The 15,806-nt window shown below is 54.5% G+C and carries 12 protein-coding genes, 2 tRNA genes and 2 rRNA genes; 8 read left to right on the forward strand and 8 right to left on the reverse strand.

From position 1 onward, the window contains the following. Window positions 1-44 precede the first annotated feature (44 nt). From SK50_RS04465 to rrf, 3 genes are all read left to right on the forward strand, one after another. Window positions 45-120: transfer RNA gene (locus SK50_RS04465), tRNA-Glu, on the forward strand. 182 nt (window positions 121-302) lie between these two features. Further along, window positions 303-3,207: ribosomal RNA gene (locus SK50_RS04470) — 23S ribosomal RNA — on the forward strand. Window positions 3,208-3,280: 73 nt separating this feature from the next. After that, window positions 3,281-3,396, forward strand: a 5S ribosomal RNA gene (gene rrf / locus SK50_RS04475). Between the two features lie 107 nt (window positions 3,397-3,503). Here the strand turns inward: rrf and SK50_RS04480 are convergent. Next, on the reverse strand, window positions 3,504-4,121 hold the full coding sequence (locus tag SK50_RS04480) for a DUF2238 domain-containing protein (RefSeq protein WP_026094410.1): 618 nt from the start codon (window positions 4,119-4,121) through the stop codon (window positions 3,504-3,506). Window positions 4,122-4,234: 113 nt separating this feature from the next. Then, a tRNA-Phe gene (locus tag SK50_RS04485) sits at window positions 4,235-4,310 on the reverse strand. A gap of 169 nt (window positions 4,311-4,479) precedes the next feature. Here SK50_RS04485 and SK50_RS04490 point away from each other — a divergent pair. Next, window positions 4,480-5,325 (forward strand): AraC family transcriptional regulator, encoded by an 846-nt coding sequence (locus SK50_RS04490; RefSeq protein WP_017694689.1) that lies wholly within the window; start codon window positions 4,480-4,482, stop codon window positions 5,323-5,325. 37 nt (window positions 5,326-5,362) lie between these two features. Continuing rightward, window positions 5,363-5,953 (forward strand): LysE family translocator, encoded by a 591-nt coding sequence (locus SK50_RS04495; protein WP_017694688.1) that lies wholly within the window; start codon window positions 5,363-5,365, stop codon window positions 5,951-5,953. Here the strand turns inward: SK50_RS04495 and SK50_RS04500 are convergent. The 5 genes from SK50_RS04500 to aspA form a co-directional block, all read right to left on the reverse strand. Further along, on the reverse strand, window positions 5,950-6,525 hold the full coding sequence (locus SK50_RS04500; RefSeq protein WP_017383972.1) for a transcriptional regulator: 576 nt from the start codon (window positions 6,523-6,525) through the stop codon (window positions 5,950-5,952). The genes SK50_RS04495 and SK50_RS04500 overlap by 4 nt on opposite strands. A gap of 49 nt (window positions 6,526-6,574) precedes the next feature. Continuing rightward, complete coding sequence (locus SK50_RS04505; RefSeq protein WP_017694687.1) at window positions 6,575-8,266, reverse strand: protein-disulfide reductase DsbD; 1,692 nt, start codon at window positions 8,264-8,266, stop codon at window positions 6,575-6,577. Then, window positions 8,242-8,565, reverse strand: coding sequence for a divalent cation tolerance protein CutA (cutA, locus tag SK50_RS04510; protein ID WP_003855908.1), 324 nt, complete (start codon window positions 8,563-8,565; stop codon window positions 8,242-8,244). The genes SK50_RS04505 and cutA overlap by 25 nt, the downstream gene beginning before the upstream one ends. Window positions 8,566-8,678: 113 nt before the next feature. Next, on the reverse strand, window positions 8,679-9,980 hold the full coding sequence (locus SK50_RS04515; RefSeq protein ID WP_003855921.1) for an anaerobic C4-dicarboxylate transporter: 1,302 nt from the start codon (window positions 9,978-9,980) through the stop codon (window positions 8,679-8,681). A gap of 116 nt (window positions 9,981-10,096) precedes the next feature. Next, window positions 10,097-11,533 (reverse strand): aspartate ammonia-lyase, encoded by a 1,437-nt coding sequence (aspA, locus tag SK50_RS04520; RefSeq protein ID WP_015572444.1) that lies wholly within the window; start codon window positions 11,531-11,533, stop codon window positions 10,097-10,099. A gap of 335 nt (window positions 11,534-11,868) precedes the next feature. Between aspA and SK50_RS04525 the strand changes: the two genes are divergently transcribed. Beyond that, window positions 11,869-12,333 carry an FxsA family protein gene (locus SK50_RS04525; RefSeq protein WP_003855925.1) on the forward strand — a complete coding sequence of 155 codons (465 nt, stop codon included), beginning with the start codon at window positions 11,869-11,871 and terminating at the stop codon, window positions 12,331-12,333. A gap of 23 nt (window positions 12,334-12,356) precedes the next feature. On the opposite strand, the gene yjeH is transcribed toward SK50_RS04525, so the two are convergent. Beyond that, window positions 12,357-13,604, reverse strand: a complete 1,248-nt coding sequence (yjeH, locus tag SK50_RS04530; RefSeq protein ID WP_017383970.1) for an L-methionine/branched-chain amino acid transporter — start codon at window positions 13,602-13,604, stop codon at window positions 12,357-12,359. 178 nt (window positions 13,605-13,782) lie between these two features. Between yjeH and SK50_RS04535 the strand changes: the two genes are divergently transcribed. Then, window positions 13,783-14,076 carry a co-chaperone GroES gene (locus SK50_RS04535; RefSeq protein WP_003855929.1) on the forward strand — a complete coding sequence of 98 codons (294 nt, stop codon included), beginning with the start codon at window positions 13,783-13,785 and terminating at the stop codon, window positions 14,074-14,076. A 39-nt stretch (window positions 14,077-14,115) separates the two neighbouring features. Further along, a complete protein-coding gene (groL, locus tag SK50_RS04540; protein ID WP_015572446.1) occupies window positions 14,116-15,762 on the forward strand; it encodes a chaperonin GroEL in 1,647 nt (548 codons plus the stop codon). The last annotated feature ends 44 nt before the right edge of the window (window positions 15,763-15,806 follow it).

The raw sequence follows: 15,806 nt of genomic DNA on the forward strand, positions 1-15,806 counted from the left end.
TGATGAAAAGTAAATAGCAAGGCGTCTTGCGATTGAGACTGTACGTCCCCTTCGTCTAGAGGCCCAGGACACCGCCCTTTCACGGCGGTAACAGGGGTTCGAATCCCCTAGGGGACGCCACTTGCTGGTTCGTGAGTGAAAGTCACCTGCCGTCATATCTCAAAACTGACTTGCGAGTCATGTTTGAGATATTTGCTCTTTAAAAATCTGGATCAAGCTGAAAATTGAAACGACACACAGCTCATGTGTGTTCGAGTCTCTCAAATTTTCGCAATCAGAAGTGAAACATCTTCGGGTTGTGAGGTTAAGCGACTAAGCGTACACGGTGGATGCCCTGGCAGTCAGAGGCGATGAAGGACGTGCTAATCTGCGAAAAGCGCCGGCGAGGTGATATGAACCTTTGACCCGGCGATGTCCGAATGGGGAAACCCAGTGCAATTCGTTGCACTATCGTTAACTGAATACATAGGTTAACGAGGCGAACCGGGGGAACTGAAACATCTAAGTACCCCGAGGAAAAGAAATCAACCGAGATTCCCCCAGTAGCGGCGAGCGAACGGGGAGCAGCCCGGAGTCTGAATCAGCTTGTGTGTTAGTGGAACGGTCTGGAAAGTCCGACGGTACAGGGTGATAGTCCCGTACACGAAAGCACACTTGCTGTGAACTCGAAGAGTAGGGCGGGACACGTGGTATCCTGTCTGAATATGGGGGGACCATCCTCCAAGGCTAAATACTCCTGACTGACCGATAGTGAACCAGTACCGTGAGGGAAAGGCGAAAAGAACCCCGGCGAGGGGAGTGAAAAAGAACCTGAAACCGTGTACGTACAAGCAGTGGGAGCCTCTTTATGGGGTGACTGCGTACCTTTTGTATAATGGGTCAGCGACTTATATTCTGTAGCAAGGTTAACCGTATAGGGGAGCCGAAGGGAAACCGAGTCTTAACTGGGCGTTAAGTTGCAGGGTATAGACCCGAAACCCGGTGATCTAGCCATGGGCAGGTTGAAGGTTGGGTAACACTAACTGGAGGACCGAACCGACTAATGTTGAAAAATTAGCGGATGACCTGTGGCTGGGGGTGAAAGGCCAATCAAACCGGGAGATAGCTGGTTCTCCCCGAAAGCTATTTAGGTAGCGCCTCGTGAACTCATCTTCGGGGGTAGAGCACTGTTTCGGCTAGGGGGCCATCCCGGCTTACCAACCCGATGCAAACTACGAATACCGAAGAATGTTATCACGGGAGACACACGGCGGGTGCTAACGTCCGTCGTGAAGAGGGAAACAACCCAGACCGCCAGCTAAGGTCCCAAAGTCATGGTTAAGTGGGAAACGATGTGGGAAGGCACAGACAGCCAGGATGTTGGCTTAGAAGCAGCCATCATTTAAAGAAAGCGTAATAGCTCACTGGTCGAGTCGGCCTGCGCGGAAGATGTAACGGGGCTAAACCATGCACCGAAGCTGCGGCAGCGACACTATGTGTTGTTGGGTAGGGGAGCGTTCTGTAAGCCGTTGAAGGTGTGCTGTGAGGCATGCTGGAGGTATCAGAAGTGCGAATGCTGACATAAGTAACGATAAAGCGGGTGAAAAGCCCGCTCGCCGGAAGACCAAGGGTTCCTGTCCAACGTTAATCGGGGCAGGGTGAGTCGACCCCTAAGGCGAGGCCGAAAGGCGTAGTCGATGGGAAACAGGTTAATATTCCTGTACTTGGTGTTACTGCGAAGGGGGGACGGAGAAGGCTATGTCAGCCGGGCGACGGTTGTCCCGGTTTAAGCATGTAGGCGGAGGTTCCAGGTAAATCCGGTACCTTGTTAACGCTGAGGTGTGATGACGAGGCACTACGGTGCTGAAGTGATAAATGCCCTGCTTCCAGGAAAAGCCTCTAAGCATCAGGTAACACGAAATCGTACCCCAAACCGACACAGGTGGTCAGGTAGAGAATACCAAGGCGCTTGAGAGAACTCGGGTGAAGGAACTAGGCAAAATGGTGCCGTAACTTCGGGAGAAGGCACGCTGATGTGTAGGTGAAGCCCCTGCGGGCGGAGCTGAAATCAGTCGAAGATACCAGCTGGCTGCAACTGTTTATTAAAAACACAGCACTGTGCAAACACGAAAGTGGACGTATACGGTGTGACGCCTGCCCGGTGCCGGAAGGTTAATTGATGGGGTTAGCGGCAACGCGAAGCTCTTGATCGAAGCCCCGGTAAACGGCGGCCGTAACTATAACGGTCCTAAGGTAGCGAAATTCCTTGTCGGGTAAGTTCCGACCTGCACGAATGGCGTAATGATGGCCAGGCTGTCTCCACCCGAGACTCAGTGAAATTGAACTCGCTGTGAAGATGCAGTGTACCCGCGGCAAGACGGAAAGACCCCGTGAACCTTTACTATAGCTTGACACTGAACACTGGTCCTTGATGTGTAGGATAGGTGGGAGGCTTTGAAGCGTGGACGCCAGTCTGCGTGGAGCCAACCTTGAAATACCACCCTTTAATGGCTGGTGTTCTAACGTAGACCCGTAATCCGGGTTGCGGACAGTGTCTGGTGGGTAGTTTGACTGGGGCGGTCTCCTCCCAAAGAGTAACGGAGGAGCACGAAGGTTGGCTAATCCTGGTCGGACATCAGGAGGTTAGTGCAATGGCATAAGCCAGCTTGACTGCGAGCGTGACGGCGCGAGCAGGTGCGAAAGCAGGTCATAGTGATCCGGTGGTTCTGAATGGAAGGGCCATCGCTCAACGGATAAAAGGTACTCCGGGGATAACAGGCTGATACCGCCCAAGAGTTCATATCGACGGCGGTGTTTGGCACCTCGATGTCGGCTCATCACATCCTGGGGCTGAAGTAGGTCCCAAGGGTATGGCTGTTCGCCATTTAAAGTGGTACGCGAGCTGGGTTTAGAACGTCGTGAGACAGTTCGGTCCCTATCTGCCGTGGGCGCTGGAGAATTGAGGGGGGCTGCTCCTAGTACGAGAGGACCGGAGTGGACGCATCACTGGTGTTCGGGTTGTCATGCCAATGGCACTGCCCGGTAGCTAAATGCGGAAGAGATAAGTGCTGAAAGCATCTAAGCACGAAACTTGCCCCGAGATGAGTTCTCCCTGAGACTTTAAGTCTCCTGAAGGAACGTTGAAGACGACGACGTTGATAGGTCGGGTGTGTAAGCGCAGCGATGCGTTGAGCTAACCGATACTAATGAACCGTGAGGCTTAACCTTACAACGCCGAAGGTGTTTTGGCGAAGAGACAGACAATCAAATTTCAGCTTTGATACAGATTAAACAGAATTTGCCTGGCGGCTGTAGCGCGGTGGTCCCACCTGACCCCATGCCGAACTCAGAAGTGAAACGCCGTAGCGCCGATGGTAGTGTGGGGTCTCCCCATGTGAGAGTAGGGAACTGCCAGGCATCAAACAAGTGAAGAGGCCATCCGGAAGGATGGCCTTTTTGCGTTTGTTTGCTGAAAAACGGCAGGCCGGGCAAGGCGAAGCCGCCACCCGGCAACTCAGAGCGTACTATCCCTGACAAACATTCAAACGAAGCAATTGCCGCTGATGGAAACGCCCAAGGATCAGCACCGTCGTTAACGCACCAAGCAGCGCGCAAAACATATCAGACTGGGTATCCCATGGATCGCCCTGCGTCCCCAGAAAATCATCCGCACCCTGTCCCATTGCCAAAGCTGCCCACCACTCAATGAGTTCATAGGTGGCGCTAATGGCCAGAGCAACACAGCACACCAGAAATCCCGTCATCTTATGTCCACGAACATACCCACCGCGCAGCAGAATTTCTCGCGCTGCCAGTGCGGGAACCAGCCCCTGGAAGAAGTGACCGAGCTTGTCATACGGATTTCGGCTAAGCCCGAGCATCTCCTGAACCTCAAAACCAACCGGAACCTTTGCATAGGTGTACATACCACCAACCATCAGAATGATGGCGTGGAAGAAAACCAGGGTATAGAGAAGGGGAGTCAGGGGGTATCGCCGATGCGTGGCAAGCAGAAGTGGGATGATGATAATGACGGGCGTCACCTCCATCAGCCAGGTGATGCGATCGCTCGTGAACAGGCCGGTATAAAACAGGATCAACAGCAGGAGCAGTGACCCGACTTTTAAAGCAGATAAGGTCATATCATTTTCATTGTCAGGGAAAAAAATCACTATTACCTGACAGAAGGGAAAATTCAATGCGTAGCAGATACAGAAAAGCAAAAACCCAGCCATAGGCTGGGTTCTTTAAATAGTGGTGCCCGGACTCGGAATCGAACCAAGGACACGGGGATTTTCAATCCCCTGCTCTACCGACTGAGCTATCCGGGCAACGGAGCGCATTAAACCGCAATCGCGCGCGATCGTCAACATTATTTCGGGAAAAGCTGTTCAACTGCTTAAGTTTGCGGCAATCTGTCCGTTTGTGCCCTGGAATTGCACAAATCTTCCAGACAGTTCAGGCAAGATGTGACAATGCTGACGGTAAGAGGAGGGCAGTATGGCAAACGACTGGCTTGAGCTGCGTCAGCATGCAGAAACAGGTATTGAGACAATTAAGGCGCATTTCGAAGGACATGCCTTTGATCCCCACTGGCATGATAGCTATCTGGTCGGAATAACCCTTTCCGGCACCCAGCAGTTCCACTGTCGCCGTGAACGCCACCGTAGCCAGCCGGGCGATGCTTTTTTACTTGAGCCCGGGGAGATCCATGACGGTGATGCGCCGATAGAGGGGGGCTTTACTTATCTGACCTTTTATCTGGATGAACACTGGCTCACCCGTACGCTTCAAGGGCTGTACGACTCTACTCCCGGGAGCTACACCCTCCACTTTGCCCAAACGCTGACGCGAGAGCCTCAGTTGGTGCGCGCTATCGGTGATACATTTGCCTCGTTGCATAACGATGAGATGAAGATCGTCCAACAGAGCACAATGGATAACCTGCTCTCTCAGATCACTGCCCACTGCCACTGGCGTAAGAAACTCCCGTCTCAGCTACAAAGCTCCGCCGTGGCGCATCGTGCCCGCGACTATCTCTATGCGCATATCGGCGAGAACGTGGGGCTGTCAGACCTTGCCCGTGAGACGGGTATAGATCGCTTTACGCTCACCCGCTGTTTTAAGCGCGAATTTCACCTGGCGCCGCACGCCTGGCTTATCCAGCTGCGCCTGGCAAAGGCCCGACAGATGCTGGCGTGTGGGGAACTGCCTGTTGATGTTGCGGCGGCAGTGGGTTTTGCCGATCAAAGCCATCTTGGTCGCTGGTTCCAGCGGGCATACCGTATTTCTCCGGCACACTACCGTCGGTTGTGCACAAACCTTCCAGACGTTTCCAGAAAATAACGGCACATTCGTGGCTCTAATAAAAAAGGAGTCACCTGTGAATTTATTACCCTTCCTGCTGTTTGCATTTGTCGCCTCGATTACACCGGGGCCAACCAATATTCTGGTACTGGCTAACAGTCAGCACTTTGGCGTAAAAAATACGTTTCCTGCGATCCTGGGCGGGTGTATTGCCGCCAGCGCTATTGTTCTGGTTTCAGGTGCTGGGGCAGGAGAAGTGTTACGCCAGTATCCGCTGATACGTCAGGTAATGAGCTGGGCGGGCGTGCTGTGGCTTTCCTGGATGAGCTGGCAGCTGTTTAGCGCCCCGGCCGCGAATCTCTCCTCCAGACGCCATGTCCGGTTTACCGCGCGGGCGGCGGCGTTATTACAGGTTGTAAACCCAAAAACGTGGATGATGGCGCTGGCAGTTGTCAGCCTGTTTGCTCCGGCAAGCGACCATGCATTTCGGGATGTTGCGCTGATGGCGCTATGGTTTCTGGCGATCTCCGTGGCTTGTTTGTTGTGCTGGGCGTGGCTGGGGAAGGCGGTGAACCGGATTTTCCGCACCACCGTGGCGATGGTGCGATTTCAGCGCGCGATGGCGCTGTGCTTGTTTATTTCCGCCTGGACGGGAATGCTGGCTTAGGTCAGAGCACCACCCATACGACACTGCGCGAACCGCAAAATATCTTCCGCCAGACGGTGCGCCGTATCCACATCCGCCTGGCTACGGTTCACCAGCATGCGGCTCAGGCAACCTTCCAGCACCAGCTCCATCTGCTTCGCGACCATTGCCGGATCATCCACTTCAAGCGTGGTCAGCAGCTCGTGTGTGAACTCGTGCGCGGCACGTTTTTGCTGATCTGCCAGTTGATGGATGGGGTGTCCGGGATCCGGATAGTAGGTGCAGGCGGCGATAAACAGACAGCCTGGGTAACGGTTGTTGGTTACACACTCCGTCAGTGCGGTATAGCGCGCCAGCAGCTTTTGCTCGGTGGTCAGCTCTTCATTCAGCATCAGCTGCCTGCGCCAGATATCCACCTGCTGGCTGAGATAGCGCAGGGCATCATACAGCAGCGCCTCTTTATCCGGCCAGAAGCGCTTAAGTTCATCCAGAGGGTAATCAATACGGTCGGCGACCATCTCAAGCGTGGTGCTGGCGATCCCTTGAATCTCAAGCAATTGCAGGGCTTGTCCCAGTACGTCTTCGCGTTGCACGGTTATCTCCTCCGCTATTCCCAACGGTTTGTCCCGTCTAAAGTGTTGTTTACGGTTGGCGATTGCGCAAATGCGCGTTGAATGTCGTTGCGTCCATAAACCCGGTTACACGCTGCGTCGGCTGTTCTTCCCCCTGTTCATTGAAGAACAGGATGGTAGGCAGCCCGAGCACATTAAGTTGCTTCAGTAGAGCCTTATCCTGCGCGCTGTTGGCGGTAACGTTCGCCTGGAGCAGAACGGTATCGCTCAGCGCATGTTGTACCAGCGGATCGCTGAAGGTGTATTTTTCAAACTCTTTGCAGGCCACGCACCAGTCGGCGTAGAGATCGAGCATGACCGGTTTGCCTTTCGCCTGCGCCAGGGCGCGGTTAAGGTCATCCACGTTCTTAATCTGTATAAAATTCAGATGAGCCTGCGTTTGACCTGCCGGGGTGCCAAACGCCCAGTCCTGTAGTGGACGGACGCTCACCAGCGCGGCCGCCAGCAGAAGGATCTGTAGCAGGCGCATCCACGGTTTCTTCGCCCCCAGACTCACGATAAACGCCCAACTGAAGAAGGCCACGCCGAGCATCGCCCACAGACGTGTACCCCACACATCACCAATGATGCGCTCCAGCAGGAATACCGGTAGCGCCAGAATGACAAAACCAAACGCGGTTTTCACCGTCTCCATCCACGGTCCGCTCTTCGGCAGCAGACGATTGCCAAACACCGTCACCAGGATCAGCGGCAGGCCCATGCCGAGCGCGTAGAGGTACAGCGTGCCGCCGCCGAGCCACAGGTTGCCGCTCTGAGCAATGTATAACAGGATGGCGCTCAACGGCGCAGTGGTGCAGGGGGAGCAAATCAGCCCGGCGATGGCACCCATGGCGAACACGCCGCCCGCAGAGCCACCCTGCTGACGGTTGCTCATCAGCGTCAGACGGGTTTGCAGGGAAGAGGGCAGTTGCAGGGTGAACAGGCCAAACATCGACAGCGCCAGCAGAATAAACACCGCTGACAGACCGATAAGCACATAAGGGTGCTGAAGGGCGGCCTGGAACTGCAATCCGGCAGCAGCGACCACGAGGCCGAGCGCCGTATAGGTTAACGCCATGCCCTGCACATAGATAAAGGCCAGCAACAGCGCGCGGGTAGTGGAAAGGCGTTGTTTACCGCCCAGCACGATGCCAGAGATAAGCGGGTACATGGGCAGTACGCAGGGCGTAAAGGCGATGCCGATACCAATCAATAACGCCCAAAGCGCTGAGAACGGAAGGTCTGAAGCGGCTTTGCCTTCGCCCCTCTCCCCTGAGGGGAGAGGGGAGGCCGCCGCTTTCACTTCGCTAAGCGGAACGACCTTTGTTTCAGGGGGATAGCAGAAGCCCGCATCGGCGCAGCCCTGATACGTCACCGTCAGGGTAGCGCCTTTATCCGCCTGATTCACCGTGACGGGCACGCTTAAGCGCTGACGATAAATTTCACTCTTACCGTAGAACTCGTCCTCGTGCCACTCGCCAGCGGGCATCTGCAATGCGCCGACGTTCGCCTTTGCCGGCGTGATGCTGACCTGCTTGCGATAGAGGTAGTAACCCTCTTTCACCTGCCAGGTGAGACTGAGATCGTGCTGGTTTTGCTGAAAGTCGAAAACGAACGCCTGGTCGGCAGGAATAAAGTTCGAACGGCCGGGTGCGTCAAACAATCCGGCAAAAGCTGACGTGCTGCACAGCAGCAGGATCAGCGTAATGAAGCGTTGAGCCATGAGAGATAATCGTTATCGCCGTGGACCACTGGCAGAACCAGCAGCTCCGGGGTTTGGTATGGATGATGAGACTTGAGGCAGTCGAGGAGCGCCTGCTGGTTTGTCAGGTTGGTTTTGAGCAACATCTGGACTTCGTACTCTTGCTCCAGCTTACCTTCCCAGTAATAAAGGGAGGTGGCGCCGGGAAGAAGTGTGACACAGGCAGCCAGTTTTTCGGCCAACACTTTGGCGGCCAGATCCTGGGCAGAAGCTTCATCAGGGGCGGTGCACAGTACAACAACAGCATCAGGCGTGTTCACAAGTCGACCTCCTCATCACGAAAGTCTTCACTATATCACGCAAGGCGGTTGGTCATTAATGAAACGGGCCGCAGAGCGGCCCGATTTTAACTATTTTTACAACGGCTAATCGTTTACAGCACAATGCCGCCGATGATAAAGCCGAGGATCACGCAGAGCGTAATCGCCACCACGCCCGGGATCAGGAACGCGTGGTTAAACACGTATTTACCAATACGGGTTGAGCCAGTGTCATCCATCTCAACCGCGGCCAGCAGGGTTGGGTAGGTGGGCAGCACGAACAGGGCGGAAACCGCTGCAAAAGAGGCAATCGCCGTCAACGGCGTCACGCCCAGCATCAGTGCCGCAGGCATCAGCGCTTTGGTGGTCGCAGCCTGGGAGTACAGCAGCGTCGCGGCAAAGAACAGCACTACTGCCAGCAGCCACGGATAGTTGTGCAGCAGGTCGCCTGCAACGGTCTGGATATCGCTAATGTGCGCTTTCACAAAGGTATCGCCGAGCCACGCCACGCCCAGCACGCACACGCAGGCGCTCATACCGGATTTGAAGGTGCTGGCGTTCAGCACTTCGCTGGTGTCGATTTTACAGGTGATGCTAATCAGCGTCGCGATGGTCAGCATAAATACCACAATGGCTTCGTTACGCGGCAGAACCGGGTTCTGGATCAGACCTACCGTATCGCTGATGGCGGTGGCGTAGAACATCACGGCGACGATACCAATCAGGAACAGCAGCACGGAGCGTTTTGCATGCGGCTTCAGCTCGAAGACCTGGCTACCGCGCAGGCTCACTTCACCTTTTGCCAGACGTTCCTGGTAAACCGGATCGTCTTTCAGCTCGGCGCCGAGGAAGTTACACAGCACGGCAGTGATCATTACCGCAATCAGCGTCACCGGAATACAGATTGCCAGCAGCGTCAGGTAACTTACGCCCATCGGCTCAAGGATACCCGCGAAGAAGACCACCGCCGCGGAAATGGGCGAGGCGGTAATCGCAATCTGGGAGGCGACCACGGCAATAGAAAGAGGGCGAGACGGGCGAATACCCTGCTCTTTCGCCACTTCGGTGATTACCGGCAGCGTGGAGAAAGCGGTGTGGCCGGTACCGGCGAGAATGGTCATAAACCAGGTCACCAGTGGGGCAAGGAAGGTGATGTATTTCGGATGGCGACGCAGCATTCGCTCCGCCAGGCTCACCAGGTAGTCCATACCGCCTGCGACCTGCATAGCCGCGATAGCAGCAATAACCGCCATGATGATTTCGATAACGTCAAAAGGGATTGCGCCGGGTTTAATCTGAAAGATCAGGGTAAGTACAAGCACCCCGAGACCGCCGGCAAAACCGATGCCGATACCCCCGAGTCGTGCGCCCAAATAAATCGCCAACAGGACGATGACGAGTTCTGCTCCAAACATAAAGACCTGCCTTGCTCATTAACAAGTTGATATTGAATTGTTGTGTTTTGGTAACGCCCATAAAGAAAAAAGGCACGTCACAAGTGACGTGCCTTTCGGAAGCTTAGCCTGAACGGTTACTGTTCGCTTTCATCGGTATATCGTTTCGCTTTATATGCCGGGTGCATCAGGTTCTGGGCGGAGAAGATATCGTCCAGTTCGGCTTCGGTCAACAATCCTCGCTCGAGAACAACCTCACGCACGCTCTTACCGGTTTCGGCACAAATCTTCCCGACGATATCGCCGTTGTGGTGGCCGATGAACGGGTTGAGGTAGGTGACGATGCCGATGGAGTTATAGACGTAGCCTTCACACACTTCTTTATTCGCGGTGATGCCGTTGATGCATTTTTCCAGCAGGTTGTAGCAGGCGTTGGTCAGAATATGGATAGATTCAAACATTGCCTGGCCAATCACCGGCTCCATCACGTTCAGCTGGAGCTGACCGGCTTCGGATGCCATGGTGACGGTCGTATCGTTACCAATAACCTTGAAGCACACCTGGTTCACCACCTCTGGCACCACCGGGTTCACTTTAGCTGGCATGATGGATGAACCCGCCTGCAACTCTGGCAGGTTGATTTCATTCAGGCCAGCGCGCGGACCGGAGGAGAGCAGGCGCAGGTCGTTACAGATTTTGGACAGTTTCACCGCCAGACGTTTCAGGGCGCTGTGTACCATCACATAGGCGCCGCAGTCTGAGGTGGCTTCAATCAGGTCTTCCGCAGGCACAACCGGCAGGTTGGACACTTCAGCCAGCTTCTGTACTGCCAGCTGCTGATAGCCATCTGGCGTGTTCAGGCGTGTACCGATGGCGGTTGCGCCCAGGTTAACTTCCAGCAACAGTTCGGACGTGCGCAGCAGGTTTTTCGTCTCTTCGTTCAGCAGCACGTTAAACGCGTGGAATTCCTGTCCGAGGGTCATTGGCACCGCGTCCTGCAACTGGGTACGGCCCATTTTCAGGATGTCCTGGAACTCTACGGCTTTACGCTGGAAGCCATCGCCCAGCTGATTAATCGCGTCGACCAGTTTGACGATAGAGGCATACACCGCGATGCGGAAGCCGGTTGGGTAGGCGTCGTTGGTGGACTGACATTTGTTAACGTGATCGTTCGGGTTCAGGTACTGGTATTCACCTTTCTGATGACCCATCAGCTCCAGGCCGATGTTTGCCAGCACTTCGTTGGTGTTCATGTTGACGGAGGTGCCCGCGCCGCCCTGATAGACGTCAACCGGGAACTGATCCATGCATTTACCGTTGTTCAGCACCTCATCGCACGCGGCGATAATCGCATTTGCAGCGCTTTTAGGAATGGTTTGCAGCTCTTTGTTCGCCAGAGCCGCGGCTTTTTTTACCATCACCATGCCACGCACAAATTCAGGGATGTCGCTGATTTTGCTGTTGCTGATGTAGAAGTTTTCAATCGCTCTCAGAGTGTGAACACCATAGTAGGCATCCGCTGGAACTTCCCTGGTACCCAACAAATCTTCTTCGATACGAATGTTGTTTAACATGTGAACCTTCTTTTCAAGCTGCCGATGGATTGTACTAAACACACAGTATATATGTGGCTTTGAATATTTTATGACCGACGATTATTCCCTCAATCGGCCAGATGTTCGAGATCATATGCTGATGATAGCGAATTGCCGTAAGCTGGATCACTTATTATCGACCCGATTTCATGATAATTATTAATCTGTGAAATATGTCACCGCTTTAATATTTCCAGAAAAAATATCCGTGCAAACCGATTGAATTTTGGCTAACCGTCACCATTTCTTATCTACGCGCTTCGCGAACACATTCAGTCAGGGGCCTGAAGGCACCTGCCACACAGGAGATGCCAGTGCGCTGGATACCATTTATTGCTTTCTTTCTTTATGTTTACATTGAGATTTCGATTTTCATTCAGGTTGCCCATGTGCTGGGCGTCCTGCTGACGCTGATTCTGGTGATCTTCACCTCCGTCATTGGCATGTCGCTGGTGCGCAATCAGGGTTTCAAAAATTTCCTGTTAATGCAGCAGAAGATGGCCGCAGGCGAAAGCCCGGCAGCCGAGATGATCAAAAGCGTGTCGCTGATTATTGCTGGCCTGCTGCTGATCCTGCCTGGTTTCTTCACCGACTTCCTCGGCCTGCTGTTGCTGTTGCCGCCGGTGCAGAAGCATCTGACCATGAAGCTGCTGCCGCACCTGCGTTTCAGCCGTATGCCAGGCGGTGGTTTCAGCACCGGCCCGGGGGATACCTTTGAAGGGGAATATCAGCGTAAGGATGAGCAGCGCGACCGGTTAGATCATAAAGACGATCGGTGAGTTTGTGGCCCGGTGGCGCTCGCTCACCGGGCCTGCGGCTTTTGCCGCTTCGGTAAAAACACCCACAGCCCCGCCAGCATGACGATGGCGTACACACTCTTCCATCCTACCATCGCCAGCAGCATCAGGCACAGGACACACCCGACAGCCGCCAGCGCCTTAAAGCGTCCTTTCAGTAGCCGACAGCCCGCCAGCATGCACAGCAGGTAGATCATGATGAAAATACCGTTGGCGTAGACAATCAGCGCGTCAAGGTTGATGTCGAGGAGATAAATGGCCAGGGAACTCACCACGCAGCAGCCCAGTACGGTATTCAGCGCATTCACCGGAAGCTGACGCTTTGACAGGCGTGAGAGGGGGCTATCCGGTTTATAAAGTGCCTGAGACCACACCAGCCGGGCGAAGCTCTGAATATAGATGTTGAGGCTGGCAAAGCAGGCGAGATAGCCAATCACGCAGGCTACCCACAGGGCCTTAACGCCAAACAGCTGCACCACGATGCCCGGCAGCGACGCGGCGGCGGCTTTCTCTTCACCGAACGCGTTGAAGTGCAGCACCAGTACGGTACAGGCCCAGTACACGGTACCCGCCAGCAGCAGGCCAATCATCAGGGCGCGGGGGAAATCACGCTCGGGCTGTTTAAACTCGGATGCCAGATGAGCGAACGCCTCCAGACCGACGAAACACCAGAACATAACGGATAGTGCAGCGAAAAGCTGTGCGTGGTCGATGTCGTTAATCGCGGGGAAAGGAATATCCGCCACGGTAATGTCACCCGCAAACCAGATGGCGACGATCAGCGCGACAATTAACACGGCGACCAGCGTTTGCAGATTGGCGCTGGAACTGGCCCCGCGTGAGCCTACCCACCAGACAATCGCCAGCGTACCGAGTTCAGCCAGCAGCAACTGTTCATCGTGCCAGCCAAACAGCGCCTGTCCGAAGCCGGTTGCGATATGCAGGGCTGCCGGAAGGCCAACGGGTATCACCGACAAAAATAGCCAGCCGGTGACGCGCTCCATCCGCGGCCCAAACGCCATGCCGACAAAATGCGCTACGCCGCCTGCGCTCGGGAAGTGCCGCCCGAGTATGGCAAAGACAATCGCCACCGGAAACACCAGTACGATCAGCACCGGCCATGCCCAAAGACTGTTATTGCCGGCAACCAATGCCGCCAGCGCGGGAACCGCAAATACCCCCGTGCCTAATAAAGACGTTGAGAGTAAGCCAATGCCCTGCGCCAGCCCCAACTCCTGCCTGAGTCCACTCATTTACCTCGTCCCGCCACCATCAAAAGAGAGTGGATGGTAACACTTTCGCAAATTTTTTTTCGATTACCCCTTGAAGGGGTAAAAAGCTATCCCCATCTCTCAGGGCACTAGCCGGAAAACCGCATGCGGACCGGCGTCATCCATAACTGATAATGACTTTCTCAAAGGAGAGCTATCAATGAGTATTCGTCCGTTACATGATCGTGTGATCGTCAAACGTAAAGAAGTTGAAACCAAGTCTGCTGGCGGCATCGTTCTGACCGGTTCAGCAGCAGCAAAATCAACGCGTGGCGAAATCATCGCTGTCGGTAAGGGCCGCATCCTGGAAAACGGAACTGTGCAGCCACTGGACGTTAAAGTTGGTGACATCGTCATTTTCAACGATGGCTACGGCGTGAAATCCGAGAAGATCGACAATGAAGAAGTGTTGATCATGTCCGAGAGCGACATTCTGGCAATTGTTGAAGCGTAATTAACGCACGAAACTGTACGAATTTGAGGAAATAAGAACATGGCAGCTAAAGACGTAAAATTCGGTAACGACGCTCGTGTAAAAATGCTCCGCGGCGTAAACGTACTGGCAGACGCAGTGAAAGTCACTCTGGGCCCGAAAGGCCGTAACGTAGTGCTGGACAAATCCTTCGGCGCGCCAACCATCACCAAAGATGGTGTTTCTGTTGCACGTGAAATCGAGCTGGAAGACAAGTTCGAAAACATGGGCGCACAGATGGTGAAAGAAGTTGCCTCTAAAGCGAACGACGCTGCCGGTGACGGTACCACCACCGCGACCGTACTGGCGCAGGCGATCATCACCGAAGGCCTGAAAGCCGTTGCTGCGGGCATGAACCCAATGGATCTGAAACGTGGTATCGACAAAGCTGTCGCCTCTGCTGTTGAAGAACTGAAAGCGCTGTCCGTACCGTGCTCTGACTCTAAAGCCATTGCTCAGGTTGGTACTATCTCCGCTAACTCCGACGAAACCGTAGGTAAACTGATCGCTGAAGCGATGGATAAAGTCGGTAAAGAAGGCGTGATCACCGTTGAAGACGGTACTGGTCTGGAAGACGAACTGGACGTGGTTGAAGGTATGCAGTTCGATCGCGGTTACCTGTCTCCATACTTCATCAACAAGCCAGAAACTGGCGCTGTTGAGCTGGAAAGCCCGTTCATCCTGCTGGCTGACAAGAAAATCTCCAACATCCGCGAAATGCTGCCAGTGCTGGAAGCCGTTGCGAAAGCAGGCAAGCCGCTGGTAATCATTGCTGAAGACGTTGAAGGCGAAGCGCTGGCGACTCTGGTGGTTAACACCATGCGTGGCATCGTGAAAGTGGCAGCGGTTAAAGCACCTGGCTTCGGCGATCGTCGTAAAGCGATGCTTCAGGATATCGCTACCCTGACTGGCGGTACCGTGATCTCCGAAGAGATCGGTATGGAGCTGGAAAAAGCGACCCTGGAAGACCTGGGCCAGGCGAAACGCGTTGTGATCAACAAAGACACCACCACCATCATCGACGGTGTGGGTGAAGAAGCTGCTATTCAGGGCCGTGTTGGTCAGATCCGTAAGCAGATCGAAGAAGCAACTTCCGATTACGACCGTGAAAAACTCCAGGAGCGCGTAGCGAAACTGGCAGGCGGCGTAGCGGTAATCAAAGTCGGTGCGGCTACCGAAGTTGAAATGAAAGAGAAGAAAGCACGCGTTGACGATGCCCTGCACGCGACCCGTGCTGCGGTAGAAGAAGGCGTGGTTGCTGGTGGTGGTGTCGCGCTGGTGCGTGTAGCCGCTAAACTGGCTGGCCTGACTGCTCAGAACGAAGACCAGAACGTGGGTATCAAAGTTGCGCTGCGCGCGATGGAAGCTCCTCTGCGTCAGATCGTGTCCAACGCCGGTGAAGAGCCGTCTGTGGTTGCGAACAACGTGAAAGCGGGTGAAGGTAACTACGGTTACAACGCGGCAACTGAAGAATACGGCAACATGATCGACTTCGGTATCCTGGATCCAACTAAAGTGACCCGTTCTGCACTGCAATACGCGGCATCTGTAGCTGGTCTGATGATCACGACCGAGTGCATGGTGACCGACCTGCCTAAAGGCGACGCGCCTGACTTAGGTGCTGCTGGTGGTATGGGCGGCATGGGTGGCATGGGCGGCATGATGTAATCATGTTGTTCTGAACCTCTCAGAACGAACCCCGGGCAGCAATG

This window comes from Enterobacter sp. BWH64, assembly GCF_001037645.1.
Taxonomy (GTDB): domain Bacteria; phylum Pseudomonadota; class Gammaproteobacteria; order Enterobacterales; family Enterobacteriaceae; genus Enterobacter; species Enterobacter hormaechei_C.